Below are 14804 nucleotides of genomic sequence, written 5' to 3'. Positions count from 1 at the left end.
CGTCGACGAGGCCGGGGCACTTCCGTTCCGCATATTGCGCGCCTTCGGGCGCGCGCCCCGGCTTCGTCGATTTTCTTATACCCCTGACTTTTCGTAAGGATCCTCATGACTACGCTCCTTGCCCTCGACATCGGTGGCACCAAGGTCGGGTGGGGCATCGTCGAGGCCGGTGACAGCTACGAGGTCACCGAGCGCGGATCGATCCCCGCTGACGCGATGCGCGGCGGAGCGGACGTGGCGGCTCGCATCTGTGACCTTGCCTCGTCCCTGGTCGCCTCTCACCCGCAGGTGAGCGGTGTCGCGGTCGCCAGCGCCGGCGTCGTCGACCCCTCCACCGGCGACATCGTCTCCGCCACGGGCACCATGCCCGGCTGGGGAGGCACGCCCCTGGGCGCTCTGCTTCAGGAGGCAACCGGCCTGAAGGTGCGCGTCCTGAACGACGTGCACGCGCATGGCCTGGGCGAGGCCACGCTCGGCGCCGGCCAGCCCTACCGCTGCGTCCTGTCGATTGCGGTCGGCACCGGCATCGGCGGCGCCCTTGTTGAAGACCGCCAGGTCTCCTTCGGGTCGCGCGGCATCGCCGGACACGTGGGCCACATCCACCACCACTTCGCCCCCGACATGACGTGCTCGTGCGGCCGCAAGGGCCACATCGAGTCCTTCTGCTCGGGATCGGGCATCACGGCCTGGTACGACTCGCTGCGCGGCGAGTCCGACCCCGAGGTGGACGGCGGGCGCGCTCTGCAGGACCTCGCCGAATCCGGCAACGCCCTGGCAGCCGCCTGCTTCTCCCGTTCCGCGTTTGCGCTCGGCGAGGCCACGGCCTCGTTGGTCAACTGCGTGGACCCGGCCGTCGTTATCCTCTCCGGGTCGATGACCCGCTCCGGCGACATTTGGTGGGACGCCCTGCGCGAAGGCTTCGCGGCCTCCGCGATGACGCCCGTCGCCGACACACCCATCCTCGTTGGTTCCCTCGGCGGTGACGCGCCGCTGCTTGGAGCCGTTTCCTTCTTCCTGCACTCATAGGAGTTCACCATGCACCCGCTTATCGCAAACCTGAAGGGTAAGCTCATCGTCTCCGTCCAGGCGTACCCGGGCGAGCCGATGCGCCACCCCGAGACGATGGCGCAGATCGCTCGCGCCGCCGAGATCGGCGGAGCCGCCGCCATCCGCTGCCAGGGCCTGTCCGACATTTCCGCGATCAAGGGCCGCGTCGACGTGCCCGTGATCGGCCTGTGGAAGGAAGGCCACGAGGGCGTCTACATTACGCCCTCGCTGCGCCACGCCCGCGCCTGCGTCATGGCCGGCTCCGACATCGTCGCCCTGGACGCGACGGGCCGCCCGCGCCTGGACGGCCTGAGCTTTGCGGAGACCGTTGCGGCCCTGCGCGAGGACGGCACCCTCGTCATGGCCGACTGCGGCTCCTTCGAGGACGCCCAGCGCGCCGTCGATGCCGGCGTGGACATCGTCTCCACGACCCTCGCGGGCTACACCGGCGACCGCGTCAAGACCGACGGACCCGACCTGGAGCTGCTGCGCGAGGTCGTCGCCGCGTTCCCTGACGTCCCCGTGATCTGCGAGGGCCGCGTCCACACGCCCGAGCAGGCCGCAGCCGCCATTGAGGCCGGCGCGTTCGCCGTCATTGTTGGCACCGCGATCACGCACCCCACGTCGATCACGACGTGGTTCAAGGCTGCCGTGGAGGGTTGAGTTCCTGTTCCTGTTGAGCGGGGGTGGGCGGGTGATCAACACCCGCCCACCCCCGCTTACATTCGCAACTGGCGGCGCGTATATTACCCAGCATGTCTGTCCCATCTTCGCGTGCTCGCGCTGCCCTTCGCGCCACAGGCGTCGTCTACGTGTGCCTCGGTTTCGGCACGTCAGCGTGGCTCTCGCGCCTGCCCGACGTACGCGACAACCTCGGGCTGACACCGGCGACGATCGGCACGATGCTGCTCATCGCCTCCCTCGGCTCTCTGCTGACCCTGCCGACCTCCGGCCCGATCGTGACCACAATCGGCGCGCGGGCCTCGGGCCGCATTGGCGTGGCCATCTGGGCTCTGGGCATCGTCTGCGCGGGGATGGGCGCACTCAACGTCTCGATCCCACTGGCCACCGCCGGCCTCGTGCTGATCGCGGCTGGCAACGGCCTGTGGGGCGCGACCATGAACATCGAGGCCGGCCTCGTGCAGGCGGCCGTGCGCCGCACCGTCGTCCCCGTCATCCAGGCGATGTACGCGGTCGGCATGCTGGGAGGCGCGCTCCTCGGCGCGCTCGCCTCCCAGCTCGGCCTGCCCCTCGGCGCCCACCTCTTCGGACTGGCTGCACTCGAGCTTCTCGCCTGCGGGACCGCCGTCGGCTTCTACCTGACGAAGGACGAGGTCGCGGCCCTCGCGCCCGCGCAGGATAAGAGTGAGGGGGAGGAGGCCTCGCAGCGCAAGGCGAAGGGCCTCACCCGGGTTGCCTGGCGCGAAAAGCAGACCGTGCTCATCGCCCTCATGGTCATGAGCGCGGGCCTCATGGAGGGTGCTGCGAACGACTGGCTCAACCTGTCCATGGTGGACGGCTACGGCTACTCGACCGCGGCGGCCTCGGCGGCGTTTGCGTTCTTCCTGCTCATGATGACGATCGTGCGCTTCGCGTCCCCGCGTCTCGAGGCACGCCTGGGCTCGCCCATGCTGCTGCGCATCACCTTCACCGGCGCGGTCGTGGGCCTGCTGCTCGTGGCCTTCGCGCCGCACCACCTGTTCGCGGTTGCGGGCATCGCCCTGTGGGGCGTCGGCTCGGCCCTCGGCTTCCCCCTGGGCATCTCGGCGCTGTCCGTCGACCCCGTCATGACGCCCGCGCGCGTCTCCGTGCTCTCGACCGTCAACTACGGCGCTGCCCTCATCGGTCCGCCGCTCCTGGGCCTCATCGCCGACCACATCGGCTACCACCGAGCACTGGCCTTCGTGGCCCTGCCGGTCCTCCTCGCGATCATCCTCGCCGGGCAGGTGCCCGACCGCCGCGGGACGAAGCACACGGACCTCGCTTTCGGCGACTAGGCAATCGACGCCTGTGGCCTGTCTTTGGGCCTTCCGTCCGCGGCTGCGCGGGCGTATCCTGGTGTACAAGAACGCCTGTGACGTGGCGCTCAGTGATGCTGTGAAGGAAAAAGGGGAATCATGGCGCGAATCATCGGATACCGCCGTTTCGGAGGCGTCGAGGTCCTCGAGGAAGGCTCGGTGTCACTCCCCGCGCCCGGCGAGGGACAGGTGCTCGTCACCGTGCGAGCCGCGGGCATCAACCCCGTCGACTACAAGCTCTTCGGCGGATTGACGAGGCCCCTCGAGGTCCTCCGCACGATCGTTCACCCCGGCCGTTGGTTCGCTCGCGGGGCGGATCGGCCGCTTCGCGGCGTCGGGCAGGATTTCGCGGGCGTCGTGGCGGCTGTAGGCCCGGGAGTGACCAACATGGTGGTGGGTGACGAGGTCATCGGCCTCCTGCGCGCCGCCCCCTGGCAGGTGCGCGAATACGGTTCGCTCGCGACCCAACTCGTTATTTCCGCCGACAACGTCGTGTCCAAGCCCGCCTCCATGAGCTTCGACGTCGCCGGAGGGCTGGGCGTGGCCGCGCAGACCGCGATGGGTGCCACGCGCAGCGTGAAGGCCGAGGCGGGTGACGTCATCGTGGTCGCCGCGGCCGCCGGAGGAGTGGGCGGCCTCGTCACGCAGCTGGCCGTCGCCCGCGGCGCGACAGTTATCGGTATCGCCGGTCCCTCGAACGCCGACTACCTGCGTTCTCTCGGCGCGATTCCCGTCTCCTACGGCGAAGGCCTCGAGCAGCGAATCAAGGACGCGGCGCCCTCACCCGTCACTGCCTTCATCGACTGCTTTGGCGGCTACGCGTCGCTGGCCCACAGCCTCGGCGTTCCGGGTGAGCGCGTGGGAACGCTCGTCCCGACGCCCGCGATCGCCCTGCGGCGCGCGCGCTTTACCGGCGGGCGCGACGGAAAGATCTCCGACATCGCAACGGTCGCGGACCTCATCGACCGTGGGACGGTGAGCCTGACCATCGCGGGTACCTACCCGTTCGACGTGGAGCAAGTGCGCGCCGCCTACAGCGAGCTGATGAGCGGCCACGTGCGCGGCAAGATCGTCATCACGATGGACTGAGTCCGTCGTGCCCCGGGGTTAGGCCGAACGCGCGCCGTGCGACTAGGCTTAGGGGCATGACGACCCTTGCTGATCTGACGACCCTGCGCGTGGGTGGGCCCATCGCCTGCCTCGTGCCCGCCACGTCCTCCGATACCCTGGTGGATGCTGTCGCCGCGGCCGATGCCGCTGGCCGCCCGCTCCTCGTCGTGGGCGGAGGGTCGAACCTGCTGGCCTCCGACGCCCCCTTCGAGGGCACGGTCGTCGACGTGCAGCCTTTCGACGAGGTCGCCTCCGTCATCCACGAGGACCCCGCCGGATCCGTCGTCGTGCGCGCGGGCGCGGGCACGGTCTGGGACGCTTTTGTCTCCTGGACGCTGGCAGAGGGCCTGTCCGGCGTCGAGGCGCTCTCCGGTATCCCCGGCACGGTCGGTGCCTCCCCGGTGCAGAATGTGGGCGCCTACGGCCACGAGGTCGCCGAAACCATCGAGAGCGTCGAGGCCTACGACCGCCTGACGGGCATCGTCGTGCGCCTGCTGCCCTCCGACCTCGGCTTCGCGTACCGCTCCTCGGCGATCAAGCGCAGCGTCGGCGAGGCGGGCCTGGGCGATCGACCCTGGGGACCGACTGGCCGCTGGGTGGTGCTGTCCGTGGACTTCCGCCTCGAGCGCTCGGCCCTCAGCGCCCCCGTCATGTACGCCGAGCTGGCGCGCCGCCTCGGAGTCGAGGCCGGGGAGCGCGCAGACGCGTCCCTCGTCCGCTCCACTGTCCTGGAGCTGCGCCGCGGCAAGGGCATGGTCCTCGACCCCGAGGATCACGACACGTGGAGCGCCGGTTCCTTCTTCACGAACCCGATCCTGCCCGAGGCCGTGGCCGCCTCCCTGCCCGAGGGCGCGCCTCGCTTTAGCGCGGGGGAGGGCCTCGTTAAGACGAGCGCCGCCTGGCTCATCGATCACGCGGGCTGTGGCAAGGGCTTCCACCTGCCCGAGGCCGGGGACCCACCGCGAGCGTCCCTGTCCACCAAGCACGTGCTGGCTCTGACGAATCGCGGAGGCGCGACGGGCGCCGACATCGAGGCTCTGGCCCGCGCCGTGCGCGAGCGCGTCTTCGATGCGTTCGGCGTGACCCTGGTGCCCGAGCCGGTCACGGTCGGCATCGCCTGGTAGCGGGTGCGCCTGGCCATTGTGCGCCGAGCCCGTTGTCGGCATCTTTCCGCTGATTCCATAGAGGAGCTTTCCCATAGAGGAGCTTCCCCCAAATTTCGCATGCAATTCCCTGGGGGTGTCCTGTGACACGCCTTGAAAACCGCGGAATATCAACGTTCTGGTTTCAATGTTTGAAAGAGGTGTAGGGGAATTGCATGCGAGATTGTGGGAGAACTGTGCTGCAGCCTGCGCTCGCTGATAGTTCGCGGATGGGCGGGGAGGTGCCGTCGTCAAAGAAGTACGCGCCTGCGCTCGCGGATCCGTTTCACGGATAGGTTGTTACGATGCGGATAGGTTGTCACGATGCGGATAGGTTATGCGCATCCGGATAGCTTAATAACCTATCCATATCTTCATAACCTATCCACATCTTCATAACCTATCCGCGTGAGACTGCGGCGCGCAGGCGCTTGATCATGTCGGGCACGTTGCGGGTGACGGCCGTCCACAGGAGCTGGTCGTCCATGCTCTGGTACCCCGAGTGCGCCGCGATGTTGCGGGTCGTGCGCAGCGCGCGCTTCTCAGGTGAGGTCAGGGCGTCCATGTAGGGTGCGTACTCTTCGCGCTCCAGGAACGCGGCCAGCCGGATGATCACCATGCAGGCGGAGTCGTACTCCGGGCAGTCGGCACTGAAGGTCTCGGCGGGGGCAGCGGCAACTCGCTTGACGCGCTGCACGATGACGTCAAGTTCGCGCAGGAAGTTCTCAGCGTCGAAACTGGGCGCATGTCTGCGTGCCACTCGCGGCCGAGGGGTGAAGGGAGTCGGCTCACTCATAGTGCCACGGCCTCGTCAACGGCAGTTCGCAGTGCTTCGGGTACGTGTGTATCCACGTGAACCTCCGTCGGGAAGCCGGTGAGTTCGCTCGTGAACGAGGCGATGTCCGCCAACTCGAACAGCGAAAGCTCGCGGGTGGGCGTGCCGATCAGGTCGATGTCCGACTCAAATCCGTCCGTGCCCCGGGCGACCGAGCCGAAGACGCGGAGGAAACCCAGGCCTCGTTCCTGGGCGTAGCTGCTGATGGAAGGCGCGTAGCGGGCGAGCGGCACGGAGGGGCGGTAGTCGGCGGCGCGGAGGATGCGTTCGAGCAGTTCGGCGGAGACTGCGCGCCTGCCGGACTCGATCTGCGCGAGGGTCGACTGGCTCATCCCGGTCATCCCCGCCAGCTCGGCCTGTGTGAGGGATGCGTCCTGACGTGCAGCACGCACGAGGGACGGCGCGTCGTCACGATGAAACCGGCTCATGTCTCCATGATAGTGCACGCGTGCACTATTGGTGAAGCGGTCGTCGTGTGTAGCCCAGGTACGAGGCCGGGGTCTGTGGTCTTCCCGAGGTGGCTGACTCGGGTGATCGGACGGGAAAGAAATAACCGGACTGAGAGAGGGCTTCCCACATTCCGCATGCAATTCCCCGGTGGGTGTCCGGGGACACGCCCTGAAAACCGCAGAATATCGCCGTTCTGAATTCAAAGTTTGAAAAAGGCGTGGGGGAATTGCATGCGAGATTATCGGGGAACTGGGCACAGGAACCCCACGACAGTGCTACGCCGCGTGCACCCCACGACAGCGCAACGTCACGCAGGCCCTACGGCAGCACTACGCCGCAGGCTCAGCCGCCAGCCAGGCGTCGATGTCGGCCTTCCAGGCCGCCTTGCGCGAGGGTGAGGCCAGGGACGCGTCGATAGAGGAGCGCGCCAAGTCGGCCAGGGCCTGGTCGGACAGGCCGAACACGTCGCGGGCGACCTCGTACTGGGCGACCAGGCGCGAGCGGAAGAGCAGCGGATCATCGGCAGCCAGCGCAATACGAGCACCGGCAGACAACAGAATCGGCAGCGGCACCTGCGAGAAATCCGTGTACACCCCCAGGTGCACGTTCGACGTTGGGCACACCTCCAGGGCGATGCCCGCATCCACGACGGCCTTCAGCAGGTCCGGGTCCTCACTGGTGCGCACCCCGTGCCCGAGGCGGGCGGGTGCCAGAGTGGACACGACCTCGCGCACGGAGGATGGGCCCAGGAGCTCGCCTCCGTGTGGAACACCCACGAGCCCGGCGCGCCGCGCGATGCGGAATGCGGGGGCAAACGACGCTGTGGAGCCCACGCGCTCGTCGTTCGACAGGCCGAAAGCCACGACGTCGCCGGGGCCATCCCCGGCAAACGAGGCGGCCAGGCGCGCGAGCGTGCGCGCATCCAACGGGTGCTTCATGCGTGACGCCGCGACGATCACGCCGATGTCGACGCCGGTGTCCCGCGAGGCCGCTCGGGCCTCGTCGATGATGATCTCAAGCGCCGGGGTGATGCCGCCGACGTAGGGCGCGTAGCTCGTGGGGTCGGCCTGGATCTCCATGCGCACCGAGCCTTCGGCGGCGTCGTCCTCGGCGGCCTCGCGGATGAGGCGGCGCATCGCGGCCTCGGAGCGCACGAGGTGACGCGCGGAGTCGTAGGCGCGCTGGAAACGGAACCACCCGCGCCCGTCGGCCGGCATGGAGGCCGCGTCGATGTGCAGCAGGTGAGGGGGTAGACGAACACCCTGCGCGCGCGCCATGTCCACCATCGTGGTGGGCCGCATCGCGCCCGTGAAGTGCAGGTGCAGGTGCGCTTTGGGTAGGGTCGTGAGGTCGCGCCTGCCCGGTGGGGTGGGGCGTGGGGCCGTCAGGTTGGGGACGGAGGGCGCGTCCACGGCCTAGTGCTCCCCGAGCCAGATGATGATGTCGCGGATCAGGCCGGGGCCCTCGGGCTCGTTGAGGAGCTCGTGGTAGGCGCCGTCGACGATACGCAGGTGGATGTCGGCGTCCGGGTGCGCCGCGCGTGCCCCGCGCACGAGCTCGCGAGAACCGCGCAGATCAGCCATCAGGTCGTGCGACCCGTGCATGACCAGGGTCGGAGTGCGCAGGCGGTCGGCGCGCGCGATGACCTCGTCGCCCTGAATGATCATGGTCGCGCCCGTCAGGATCGGCACGCCGCCCTTGTAGGTGAGCGGGTCCGCGTCGAAGTCGCGCTGGACCTGCGGGTCGCGCGACAGGGGAGAGGCCTCCATGTCGGACGCGCCCTTCGCCACGACGAGGCCGGGGCGCAGCCTGGCGATCGGCAGCAGCCTGCGCGCCTGGGACGGGGAGACGTGGGGGAGCGGGCGCAGCGCCGGAGCGGAGAGCACCGTGCCGCGCAGCCGCGTCGGGTCCAGGATGGTCGAGGCAGCGGCGATGAGCCCGCCCATTGAGTGCCCGAACAGGAACAGCTCCGGCGTGCGCGCGTGGGCGAGGGCCGCCCGGCGCGCGTCGCCGAAGTCGCGGATGAGCGCACCCACGTCCACGCGGGCGCGGGGACCGTCGGAGGTCCCGTGGCCCGCGTGGTCGTAGTAGGCGACGTCGTAACCGGCGCGGGTGAGTGCGGAGCGCAGGTGGGCGTAGCGCCCGGAGTGCTCCGCGTACCCGTGGGCGAGGAGGACCGTTCCGAGGGGGGCCTCCTGCGCTGTCCGTTCGAACGAGACGTGCATCAGGCGAAGAGCTCCTGCACGCGGGTGATGCCCTCGACGAGGTCGTCGTCGGACAGCGCGTAGGAGAAGCGCAGGAAGCCGGAGGGGCCGAAGGCCTCGCCCGGAACCGCCGCGACCTCGACCTCGTCGAGGATCAGGTCGGCGAGCTCGCCCGAGGTGTTGGCGACGCGGCCGCGGATCTCGCGACCCAGCAGGCGCTCGACGGAGGGGTAGACGTAGAACGCGCCCTTGGGGGTGGGGACGTCGAAGCCGTCGATCTGGCGCAGCATGTCAACGATCGTGCGGCGGCGACGGTCGAAGGCGACGCGCATCTCGTTCACCGCGTCCAGGGAGCCGGACACGGCGGCGCGCGCGGCCTCCTGGGCGATGTTGTTGACGTTGGAGGTTAGGTGCGACTGGAAGGACAGGGCGGCCTTGATGACGTCGGAGGGGCCGATCATCCAGCCGACTCGCCAGCCGGTCATGGCGTAGGTCTTGGCCACGCCGTTGAGGATGACGGCCTGGTCGGCCAGCTCGGGCACCAGCTTGACGATGTGCGCGCTCTGCGCGTCCTCGTACAGCAGGTGCTCGTAGATCTCATCGGAGATAACCCAGATGCCGTGCTCGAGGGCCCACTGGCCAATCGCGGTCAGCTCCTCGGGCGTGTAGACGCTGCCCGTCGGGTTGGACGGCGAGCACATGAGGAGCACCTTCGTGCGAGGGGTGCGCGCGGCCTCGAGCTGTTCGACGCTCACCTTGTAGTCCTGGTCGGCCCCCGCGAAGACCTCAACGGGGGTCGCGCCGGCGAGCTTGACGACCTCGGGGTAGGTGGTCCAGTACGGGGTCGGCAGGATGGCCTCGTCGCCGGGGCCGAGCAGCGCGGCGAAGGCCTGGAAGACGGCCTGCTTACCGCCGTTGGTGACAACGATGTCGGCGGGGGAGACCTCGTAGCCGGAGTCGCGCAGGGTCTTGGCGGCGATGGCTTCGCGCAGCGCGGGCAGGCCGGCGGCGGGCGTGTAGCGGTGCATCGCGGGGTTGCGCGCGGCCTTGACGGCGGCCTCGACAATGTAGTCGGGCGTGGCGAAGTCGGGTTCGCCGGCGCCGAAGCCGATCACAGGGCGGCCGGCGGCCTTGAGGGCCTTAGCCTTCGCGTCCACGGCCAGGGTCGCGGAGGGGGTGATGGCGTTGAAACGATCAGAGACACGGGTGCGAGGAGTATTGGTCACCCCTCCATGGTCCCACGTCGCGCGCGCGTGTGGCGGGGAGGGCACAGAATGCGCGCGTGGGCTACCTCTCATTTACGAGGTCGGGGCTGGTATTTCGGGGCACGCGACCTTTGGTCGTGGTTCTCGGGTGGACAAAGCGCCGCATGATCCACTAATGTTCGTCAGGCAGGTTTTCCTGCGTAGGGCAGTGGCGCAATTGGTAGCGCACCGGTCTCCAAAACCGGCGGTTGTGGGTTCGAGTCCCGCCTGCCCTGCGGATTAGGCTGATCATTTCGTAGGAGGATTCCCATGGCCGATCGTGTTGCCTCGGACGCTGAATCCTCGCGCCGAGATCGCACTAAGAGCGCTGCCACCCGCAAGCGCGGTGACGCCGGCAAGGAACAGAACAAGCGTCCCGGTTTCTTCGGTGGCATCTGGCTCTTCTTCAAGCAGGTCATCGACGAAATGAAGAAGGTGACGTATCCGACGGGATCCGAAACCTGGACATACTTCGTTGTCGTCGTTGTGTTTGTCGCCGCAATCATGCTTTTCGCTGGCCTACTCGACTTCGGATTCGGTAAGCTAAGTGCATTGATCTTCGGCTGAGACCGACGAACCCGCCCGCAGGATACTGCAGGCGGGTTTCTTCTACGGTCCGGCCCCATTTGCAGGAGGGAAACGTCGTGAGCGACGAAAACTACACCGAGGAACAGGCCTTCGAGGAGCATCAGGAAGAGGTCCAGCAGGAGAGCGCCGAGGCGCTGGCCGACGGAGCCGCCCAGGAAGTCGTCGACGAGGTGGCCGAGGAGGTCGCCGAGAAGGAGACCGAATCGGACGACGAGGCCCCTGCCTCGGCCGAAGAGGAAGCGATCGCCAAGCTGCGCCGCAAGCTCTACATGTCTCCCGGCGACTGGTACGTCATCCACACCTACTCCGGCCACGAGCGCAAGGTGAAGGCGAACCTCGAGCAGCGCATCACCACGCAGAACATGGAAGACTACATCTTCGCTGTCGAGGTCCCGGACGAGTACGTCATGGAGTACCGCGGTACGACGAAGAAGCGCGTGCGTCACGTGCGCATCCCCGGCTACGCGATCGTCTGCATGGACTTCAACGAGGCCTCGTACCGTGTCGTCAAGGAGACCCCCGCCGTGACCGGCTTCGTGGGCGACCAGCACAACCCGGTGCCGCTCTCGATTGACGAGGTCGTCATGCTCCTGACGCCCAACGTCCTCGAGGAAGCCGCCGAGGCCGCCAAGGATCAGCCCGCACCCGTCCAGGTCGTCCAGACCCAGTTCGAGGTCGGCGAGATCGTTACCGTCACCGACGGACCTTTCGAGACCATGTCGGCCACGATCTCCGAGATCATGCCCGAGACTCAGAAGCTCAAGGTCCTCGTCACCATCTTCGAGCGCGAGACGCCGCTCGAGCTCGGCTTCGACCAGGTGGAGAAGCTCGAGCAGTGACATCACGCACCCGGACTTGGGATCAAGCCCGGAATCGCGTTATGATTCACTTTTGTGTGCGTAGGGCGCACTATGCCCGCTGAAACCCAGTGAGCAGTGCCCGACGCTCCGCCTGACCGGCACCCGTCGGTCAGAACTTCAGAAGAAAGACCCGCATTCATGGCACCGAAGAAGAAGGTCACCGGCCTGATCAAGCTTCAGATCGCAGCCGGCGCCGCTACCCCCGCACCGCCCGTCGGCCCCGCTCTGGGCCAGCACGGCGTGAACATCGTCGAGTTCACCAAGGCTTACAACGCGGCCACCGAGTCGCAGCGTGGAAACATCATCCCCGTTGAGATCACCGTCTACGAGGATCGTTCCTTCACGTTCGTCCTCAAGACGCCGCCCGCCGCTGAGCTCATCAAGAAGGCTGCTGGCATCCAGAAGGGTTCCGGCACCCCCAACACCGTCAAGGTTGGTTCGATCACGATGGATCAGGCTCGCGAGATCGGCCAGTCCAAGATGGCTGACCTCAACGCCAACGACATCGAGGCCGCGGCCAAGATCATCGCCGGCACCGCCCGTTCCATGGGCATCACCGTCGAGGGCTGACCTCAACCAACCCCCCCGTGGTAGGGCAGGCGCTGCCCGACACCCACGACTGCAAGGAGAAGAAGCAGAATGACCAAGCGCTCCAAGAGCTACCGCGCAGCGGCCGAGAAGGTCCACGCGGACGTGCTGTACACCCCCTTCGAGGCCATGAAGCTGGCCAAGGAGACCACCGTCACCAAGTTCGATTCGACCGTTGAGGTCGTCTTCCGACTGGGTGTCGATCCCCGCCAGGCGGACCAGATGGTCCGTGGCACCGTTTCCCTGCCGCACGGCACCGGCAAGACCGCCCGGGTCTTGGTCTTCGCCGTTGGTCCGCGCGCTCAGGAAGCGATTGACGCAGGCGCCGACGAGGTCGGCGGCGACGAGCTCATCGAGAAGGTTGCCAAGGGCTACACCGACTTCGATGTCGCCGTTGCTACCCCCGACCTGATGGGCAAGGTTGGCCGCCTCGGCCGCGTCCTCGGCCCCCGTGGCCTCATGCCGAACCCCAAGACGGGCACCGTGACCATGGATGTCGCGAAGGCTGTCAAGGAGATCAAGGGTGGTCGTATCGAGTTCCGTGTCGACAAGCACGGCAACCTGGCGTTCATCGTTGGCAAGGCGTCTTTCACCGCCGAGCAGCTGACCGAGAACTACGCGACCGTCCTGGATGAGGTTCTGCGTCTCAAGCCGACCTCCGCGAAGGGCCGTTACCTGATCAAGGGCGCCGTCGCCACGACGATGGGCCCCGGCATCCCGCTGGATGTCACCAAGGTCAAGGACCTGCTGGAGAAGTGAGCTCAGCTCGCTGACGAAGCATTCGGGTCCCCGCGCAGCATGGCTGCGCGGGGACCCGCCTTATCTGTTGTTGTGCGTTGAGATGTGCGCGTGCGCCAGTCCTGGGCGTCGCGGCAGCTGTGAGAGCGTGGTGGGTGACTCGCAGCTGCGCGAAAGTGGGCTGCGCGGCACTCGCCGGAGGGTGCAACCCCGGCCTCGTCTGTGAAACGCGCCGCCATGCTTGCGCGCTGTCGGTGGCCCTGTTAAGCTGATCCGTGCCGAAGACCGTTGGTGTCCACGCTAGTGGAGGAAAATCCAACGCAGGTGAGTGAGCAGCCATGTGCTGCAATCGAGCGTACGCCCGACACGATCCTGCGTGTCGGGTTTTTTCTTACCTGCGGTCACGTATCTGGAAGGAGGACCATGGCGAAGTCCGACAAGGTGGCAGCAGTTGCCGAGCTCGTGGAGCGCTTCCGCGCAGCCGACGCTGTCCTGCTGACCGAGTACCGCGGCCTGACCGTCGGCCAGCTCAAGCAGCTGCGTCGCGGCCTGGGCGAGAACGCGACCTACGCCGTGGCAAAGAACACGCTTGCGCGCCTGGCGGCCAAGGAGGTCGGTCTCGACTTCCTGGCTGAGGACCTGAAGGGCCCCACCGCCATCGCATTCGTCTCCGGCGAGCCCGTCGAGGCCGCCAAGACCCTGCGTGATTTTGCTAAGGACAACCCCGCCCTCGTGCTGAAGTCTGGCGCGATGGACGGTGCTCAGCTGAGCGCCGAGGGTGTCAAGAAGCTTGCCGATCTCGAGTCCCGCGAGGTCCTGCTGGCCAAGGCCGCAGGCGTCCTCAAGGCCAAGATTGGTCAGGCGGCGTTCGCATTCAACGCTCTGCCCGTCAAGGCAGTGCGCACCATCGATGCTCTGCGCGAAAAGCAGCAGGGCGAGGCGGCCTGACGAGACAGGCCCTGTTCCACGCCGCCACCCAGGCTGCGTGAAACAAACCAACAATCTGCACTCGTGCAGGCCAATTAGGAAGGATGCCACTCATGGCTAAGCTCTCCAATGACGAGCTCATCGCAGCTTTCAAGGAAATGACCCTCATCGAGCTCTCCGACTTCGTGAAGCTCTTCGAGGAGACCTTCGACGTTGAGGCCGCTGCCCCCGCAGCCGTCGCCGTTGCCGCCCCGGCCGCCGACGCCCCCGCCGCCGAAGAGAAGGACGAGTTCGAGGTCGTCCTCGAGTCCGCCGGTGACAAGAAGATCGCCGTCGTCAAGGTCGTCAAGAACCTGGCCGGCCTGGGCCTCAAGGAAGCCAAGGACCTGGTTGACTCCGCGCCCTCCACCATCTTCCCCGCCGCGAAGAAGGAAGACGCCGAGAAGGCCAAGGCTGAGATCGAAGAGGCCGGCGGCAAGGTCACCCTTAAGTGACTTTCCCCGTCTGAATCGTTCAGACTCTTCCACCCGACTGGGTGGGCGAAACCCCGTCCCGCATCTGCGGGGCGGGGTTTCCGCATGTCTGGGCGTGCATTGTGTTGCTTGTGGCGCCGCTGGTGTTCCGGGCGCCGTCGGGCCCTGCTGTGGGGCCGGGCTGCTTGGTGTGCCCGTGGGCGGCGGCCCGCCCGCGAGCCGTCCGCGCCGCGAGCTTCGCTCGGCGCGTCGACTCGTTGTCCGGCCAGGCCCCGCCGCCGCCCACGGGCACCGCAGCCCGGCCAGGCCCCGCCGCCGCCCACGGACACCGCAGTCCGGCCCTCCGGCCCTCCGGCGCCTCCACACCAGTGACGCGTGGTGTGCTACGTGTTGCCTGGCGCGTTGGTGCGACTCCCGGCCAGGCCCCGCCGCCGCCCACGGGCACCGCAGCCCGGCCCTCCGGCCCTCCTGCGCCTCCACACCGGCGGTGCGGCTTGTTCTGCTGTGTGTTGCACCGTCTTGCCTGCTGCTCAGTAATTTCGCACGTAATTCCCCGGTGACTATTTCAGTATTTGAATTG

The 14804-nt window shown here is 67.5% G+C and carries 16 protein-coding genes and 1 tRNA gene; 12 read left to right on the top strand and 5 right to left on the bottom strand.

What is annotated here, in order from left to right; genetic code table 11:
- Positions 1–105: 105 nt before the first annotated feature.
- The 5 genes from HMPREF1478_RS07965 to HMPREF1478_RS07945 all read left to right on the top strand — a co-directional run bounded on the left by HMPREF1478_RS07965 (position 106) and on the right by HMPREF1478_RS07945 (position 5299).
- The gene (locus HMPREF1478_RS07965) at positions 106–1026 is read left to right on the top strand and encodes an ROK family protein (protein WP_016461571.1); all 921 of its coding nucleotides are present in this window, start codon (positions 106–108) and stop codon (positions 1024–1026) included.
- A 9-nt stretch (positions 1027–1035) separates the two neighbouring features.
- The gene (locus HMPREF1478_RS07960; RefSeq protein ID WP_007587569.1) at positions 1036–1710 is read left to right on the top strand and encodes an N-acetylmannosamine-6-phosphate 2-epimerase; all 675 of its coding nucleotides are present in this window, start codon (positions 1036–1038) and stop codon (positions 1708–1710) included.
- A 92-nt stretch (positions 1711–1802) separates the two neighbouring features.
- A complete protein-coding gene (locus HMPREF1478_RS07955) occupies positions 1803–3044 on the top strand; it encodes an MFS transporter (RefSeq protein WP_034475405.1) in 1242 nt (413 codons plus the stop codon).
- 120 nt (positions 3045–3164) lie between these two features.
- Complete coding sequence (locus HMPREF1478_RS07950) at positions 3165–4154, top strand: NADP-dependent oxidoreductase (RefSeq protein WP_016461569.1); 990 nt, start codon at positions 3165–3167, stop codon at positions 4152–4154.
- Positions 4151–5299 carry a UDP-N-acetylmuramate dehydrogenase gene (locus HMPREF1478_RS07945; RefSeq protein WP_286127316.1) on the top strand — a complete coding sequence of 383 codons (1149 nt, stop codon included), beginning with the start codon at positions 4151–4153 and terminating at the stop codon, positions 5297–5299. The genes HMPREF1478_RS07950 and HMPREF1478_RS07945 overlap by 4 nt, the downstream gene beginning before the upstream one ends.
- Before the next feature lie 418 nt (positions 5300–5717).
- Here the strand turns inward: HMPREF1478_RS07945 and HMPREF1478_RS07940 are convergent, their stop codons facing one another.
- The 5 genes from HMPREF1478_RS07940 to HMPREF1478_RS07920 form a co-directional block, all read right to left on the bottom strand.
- A complete protein-coding gene (locus HMPREF1478_RS07940) occupies positions 5718–6113 on the bottom strand; it encodes a HepT-like ribonuclease domain-containing protein (protein ID WP_016461567.1) in 396 nt (131 codons plus the stop codon).
- Positions 6110–6580, bottom strand: coding sequence for a helix-turn-helix domain-containing protein (locus HMPREF1478_RS07935; protein WP_034475402.1), 471 nt, complete (start codon positions 6578–6580; stop codon positions 6110–6112). Before HMPREF1478_RS07935 ends, HMPREF1478_RS07940 begins: the two co-directional genes overlap by 4 nt.
- A gap of 351 nt (positions 6581–6931) precedes the next feature.
- Entirely contained in the window at positions 6932–8014 is a 1083-nt protein-coding gene (locus HMPREF1478_RS07930) for an adenosine deaminase (RefSeq protein WP_016461565.1), read from the bottom strand.
- A gap of 3 nt (positions 8015–8017) precedes the next feature.
- Positions 8018–8827, bottom strand: a complete 810-nt coding sequence (locus HMPREF1478_RS07925) for an alpha/beta hydrolase (protein ID WP_016461564.1) — start codon at positions 8825–8827, stop codon at positions 8018–8020.
- Positions 8827–10032 (bottom strand): pyridoxal phosphate-dependent aminotransferase, encoded by a 1206-nt coding sequence (locus HMPREF1478_RS07920; RefSeq protein ID WP_016461563.1) that lies wholly within the window; start codon positions 10030–10032, stop codon positions 8827–8829. The genes HMPREF1478_RS07925 and HMPREF1478_RS07920 overlap by 1 nt, the downstream gene beginning before the upstream one ends.
- A 181-nt stretch (positions 10033–10213) precedes the next feature.
- Here HMPREF1478_RS07920 and HMPREF1478_RS07915 point away from each other — a divergent pair.
- The 7 genes from HMPREF1478_RS07915 to rplL all read left to right on the top strand — a co-directional run bounded on the left by HMPREF1478_RS07915 (position 10214) and on the right by rplL (position 14245).
- Positions 10214–10286 (top strand) — tRNA-Trp (locus tag HMPREF1478_RS07915).
- A gap of 34 nt (positions 10287–10320) precedes the next feature.
- Entirely contained in the window at positions 10321–10617 is a 297-nt protein-coding gene (secE, locus tag HMPREF1478_RS07910; protein WP_016461562.1) for a preprotein translocase subunit SecE, read from the top strand.
- 77 nt (positions 10618–10694) lie between these two features.
- Positions 10695–11477: a transcription termination/antitermination protein NusG gene (gene nusG / locus HMPREF1478_RS07905; RefSeq protein WP_016461561.1), complete on the top strand. Its 783-nt coding sequence runs from the start codon at positions 10695–10697 to the stop codon at positions 11475–11477.
- 159 nt (positions 11478–11636) lie between these two features.
- Positions 11637–12068, top strand: coding sequence for a 50S ribosomal protein L11 (rplK, locus tag HMPREF1478_RS07900; RefSeq protein WP_016461560.1), 432 nt, complete (start codon positions 11637–11639; stop codon positions 12066–12068).
- A gap of 69 nt (positions 12069–12137) precedes the next feature.
- A complete protein-coding gene (gene rplA, locus HMPREF1478_RS07895) occupies positions 12138–12845 on the top strand; it encodes a 50S ribosomal protein L1 (protein ID WP_016461559.1) in 708 nt (235 codons plus the stop codon).
- A gap of 402 nt (positions 12846–13247) precedes the next feature.
- Positions 13248–13772 (top strand): 50S ribosomal protein L10, encoded by a 525-nt coding sequence (rplJ, locus tag HMPREF1478_RS07890; RefSeq protein WP_016461558.1) that lies wholly within the window; start codon positions 13248–13250, stop codon positions 13770–13772.
- Positions 13773–13864: 92 nt separating this feature from the next.
- On the top strand, positions 13865–14245 hold the full coding sequence (gene rplL / locus HMPREF1478_RS07885) for a 50S ribosomal protein L7/L12 (protein WP_003792291.1): 381 nt from the start codon (positions 13865–13867) through the stop codon (positions 14243–14245).
- Positions 14246–14804: the final 559 nt, after the last annotated feature.

Source organism: Actinomyces sp. HPA0247 (genome assembly GCA_000411415.1).
GTDB lineage: Bacteria > Actinomycetota > Actinomycetes > Actinomycetales > Actinomycetaceae > Pauljensenia.
The sequence above is the reverse complement of the archived record's forward strand: the minus strand, read 5'-3'. Positions and strand labels throughout refer to the sequence as shown.